This is a genomic window from Streptosporangium sp. NPDC006013 (assembly GCF_040614275.1).
In the GTDB taxonomy this organism is placed as follows: Bacteria; Actinomycetota; Actinomycetes; order Streptosporangiales; family Streptosporangiaceae; genus Streptosporangium.
This window is the reverse complement of sequence record NZ_JBEXUE010000739.1, coordinates 1-3,360: the sequence shown is the minus strand read 5'-3', so window position 1 is coordinate 3,360 and position 3,360 is coordinate 1. Positions and strand designations below refer to the sequence as shown.

The window sequence follows — 3,360 nt, the reverse complement described above, 5'->3', positions numbered from 1 at the left end:
GGAGCCGCAGCGTGCTGCGGTGGCCGACGACAACGCGGCGAGGCGCCGCCTGACCGACCGCAGTAGGCAAAAGATCCGCAGGACAGGGCCTAGTCGGGGGCCTCCACGGACTCCAGAACGCGGGCGAAGCGGGAGGCGGCGAGCTCCCAGCTCCACTCGCGCGCGACCCACTCGCGCCCGCGTTCACCCATGGCACGTGCCCCGGCCGGATCCTTGAGCAGGTCGACCAGGGTCGCCGTGACCTCGTCCGGACGGGTGCCGTCGACGACCAGGCCGGTCTGCCCGCGTAGCACGGCGTCGGGGGCGCCGCCCGAGGAGCCCGCCACCACGGGCAGCCCGCTGGCGGACGCCTCCAGATAGACGATGCCGAGCCCCTCCACGTCGATACCGCCCAGGCGGGTACGGCACGGCATGGCGAACACGTCGCCCGCTGCCAGGTAGCCGGGCAGCGCGGCCTCCGGCACGGGGCCGATGATCTGGACCGAGCCGCCCATCGGCCTGGCCAGCCGCTCCAGGGTCCTGCGGTACGGGCCACCGCCGACGATCAGGAGCATCGCGTCGGGAACGTCCCGCAGCACGCCGGGCCAGGCTCGCAGCAGCGTGTCCTGGCCCTTGCGCGGCACCAGCCTGGACAGGCAGAGCACCACCGGCCGCTCTCCCAGTCCGAGCGCCGCGCGCGCCTGCTCTCTCCCGGCCTCGGGCGCGAACACCTCGGTGTCGACGCCGGGCGCGAGCCGCACCAGCTTGTCCTCGGGTATCACCCTGGCCAGCCGCTGCCGGGTGTACTCCCCCAGGTAGGTGACCACGTCGGCGTGCGCGCCGATCCTGGCGAGCACCCGGCGGCCGATCGGGAGCGCCGTCCAGCCCGCCTCGTGGCCGTGGGTGACCATGACGACGCGGCGGACCCCGGCCTCGCGCATCCTGGGCGCGAGCAGCCCGAGCGGTGCCGCCGCCCCGAAGACCACGGTCTCGCAGCCGAACTCGGCGATCAGTGCGGCCGCCCGGCGGGCGACGGCGGGGGTGGGCAGCATCAGCGAGGTGGGGTGCCGCACCACGGGGTAGGGCTGCCGCAGGTCGAAGTCCTCGCTGCCGGGCCACTGGGGGGCGTAGACGGCGACCGAGCCGGGCGGGCGGCGGGCGATGAGACCGTACACGAACGACTGGATCCCTCCGGCGCGGGGCGGGAAGTCGTTCGTGACCACCAGCGTGCGCCTCATGGCTCGGAGAGACCGTTCAGCCGGGCCCAGGAGCGCGCCAGCGCGATGCGCTGCGGCGCGCTGGGATGCGAGGCGTAGAGCACGTACTCCACGAGGTCGGGCGACAGATCCGAGATGTTGGTGACCGCCAGCCGTTTCTGCATGGCGACGAACGTCGCCGGATCCCTGGTCAGGTCCAGCGCGTGAACGTCCGCACGGGCCTCGATGTGCCGGCTCACCAGGTTCTGTGCCGGTCCTGACAGCACCGTGACCAGACTGAGCAACCCCATGACCAGGCCCACCGCCCTCGGGTCGCCGATGGAGGAGATCCCCGCGCGGCGCCGCACGCCCCCCGCCGAGGTCACCACGTAGAGCAGGCACGCCCCGAACGCCGCGCCCAGAGCTCCGACGAGCGTACCGGAGAGCACGTCACCCGCCTTGGCGTGACCGAGCTCGTGCGCGACCACCAGCTCGACCTCGTCGGCGGGCGCCCGGAGCAGCGTGTCGTAGACGACGATCCTGCGGGTCGCGCCGAATCCGGAGACGTAGGCGTTGAGCGCGGTGGTCCGCCGGGAGGCGTCGGCGACGAGCACGTCCTCCACCGGCACGCCGTCCCTGGCGGCCATGGCGAGCAGGTCGTCGCGGAGTTGTCCGGCCTCCATCGGCCTGAAGTCGTTGAAGATCGGCTCGATGAGCACCGGATAGGCGAAGGAGGCCGCCACCGTCAGCGCGAACGCGCCGGCCGCCGCCGGGATCCACCAGCGCCGGTAGCGCCGTGCCAGCGCGACCACCGCCAGAACCATGATCGCGGTCAGCGCGGTGCCGACACCGATGCTCTTGATCCGGTCGGCGGTCCAGGTCGGCCAGGTCTGGGTGGACAGCCCGAAGTCGCGCAGGTAGGTCTCCGACCACATCCCCAGCGGCCAGCGCAGCATCGCGACGGCCACCGACAGCGCCAGCACGCCGAGCAGCGCCCGCAACCACCACGGCCCCCGCAGCCGGCCGACGAGCCGCGCGCCCAGCGGGGTGCCCACCAGCACCCCCGCCACCACCAGCGTCAGGCCGAGGGAGAGGTAACCCGGTACGCTGACCAGCTTGTCGAACGCCTCGGACCTGGCGATCTGCTCGGCCGTGAAGTCGCGGGCCGGATCGGGGACGACCGCCGGGGCCCCCTCGGGCAGCGCCCGCCAGGGCGTGGCGAACGCCACGACCGCCAGCGTGACCACCCCCAGCGCGGCCAGCGCCCACCCCGCCGGCCGCACGCCCGAGGGCGCGTCCGTCGTGCTCAGCGTCATCAAACACCTCCAGCGTGGAGCCCGAACCCGGGGCCCCGTCCTTTGGATCTTCTGCCTGCCGCGGTCGGCCGGACGGCGCCTCGCCGAGTCGTCACCGGTCACCGCGGCACGCCGCGGCTCCCTCCCGTGCCTTGCGAGGCACCCGCCGACCACTCCTCGCCACGGCGAGATCCGCCAGGTGAGCCCTGGACCGGGAAAGGACACAAGGATGTCAGGCGAGTTCCTTTCCGAGGTAGTCACGCCACGCCACGGTGAGTTGGGCAGGCGACAGGCCGAGCGTGCCGGTGACATCGCCACCGTAGAGCCTCACCAGAGCCTTCTCGCCGAAGCGCTCCGCGATGAACCGGCAGGCGAGCCAGGCCTCCTCGTACACCTGCGCGAGCCGCGGGGCGCCGGGGGCGAAGTCGGCGGGACCGGGGAGACGGGCGGGCAGGACTCCGGCGCGCACCTCGGCGGCCAGTTCGGCGGCGGCCGTCCGCACCGGGATCCCGGCATCGCGGTAGCCCACGTAGTCGGCGAAGCCCTCCGACAGCCACATCGGCACCCGGCCGCCACGGGTCGCGCCGGTGGCCACGTGCACGAGCTCGTGCGTGATCACCACGTCCCTGCCGGTCGTGCTGAGCCTCGCGTAGCCCGAGGGCAGGACGATCACCCGGTCCGCGGTCGCCATCGCGGCCAGGCCCCGGGTGCTCTCCGCTCCGGCGAGTGCCGCGGCCTCGGCGTCGGTGGCGGGGAACAGGATCACCGCTCGGACCGGCCCCCAGATCGCCGCGACCGCGCGGCGGGCCCGGTCGGCTGGCAGTGCTCGATGATCTGCAGCGCCGTGCACACACGGTCGGACAGGGCCAGGCGGGAGGGGGCGGCCATGT

At 73.7% G+C, this 3,360-nt stretch carries 3 protein-coding genes; all 3 read right to left on the bottom strand.

Annotated elements, in window-relative coordinates; genetic code table 11:
* Positions 1-89: 89 nt before the first annotated feature.
* The 3 genes from ABZ260_RS48820 to ABZ260_RS48810 all read right to left on the bottom strand — a co-directional run bounded on the left by ABZ260_RS48820 (position 90) and on the right by ABZ260_RS48810 (position 3,236).
* The gene (locus tag ABZ260_RS48820; protein WP_355632168.1) at positions 90-1,217 is read right to left on the bottom strand and encodes a glycosyltransferase family 4 protein; all 1,128 of its coding nucleotides are present in this window, start codon (positions 1,215-1,217) and stop codon (positions 90-92) included.
* Complete coding sequence (locus tag ABZ260_RS48815; RefSeq protein ID WP_355632165.1) at positions 1,214-2,491, bottom strand: M48 family metallopeptidase; 1,278 nt, start codon at positions 2,489-2,491, stop codon at positions 1,214-1,216. Before ABZ260_RS48815 ends, ABZ260_RS48820 begins: the two co-directional genes overlap by 4 nt.
* A gap of 211 nt (positions 2,492-2,702) precedes the next feature.
* On the bottom strand, positions 2,703-3,236 hold the full coding sequence (locus tag ABZ260_RS48810) for a hypothetical protein (RefSeq protein ID WP_355632163.1): 534 nt from the start codon (positions 3,234-3,236) through the stop codon (positions 2,703-2,705).
* Positions 3,237-3,360: the final 124 nt, after the last annotated feature.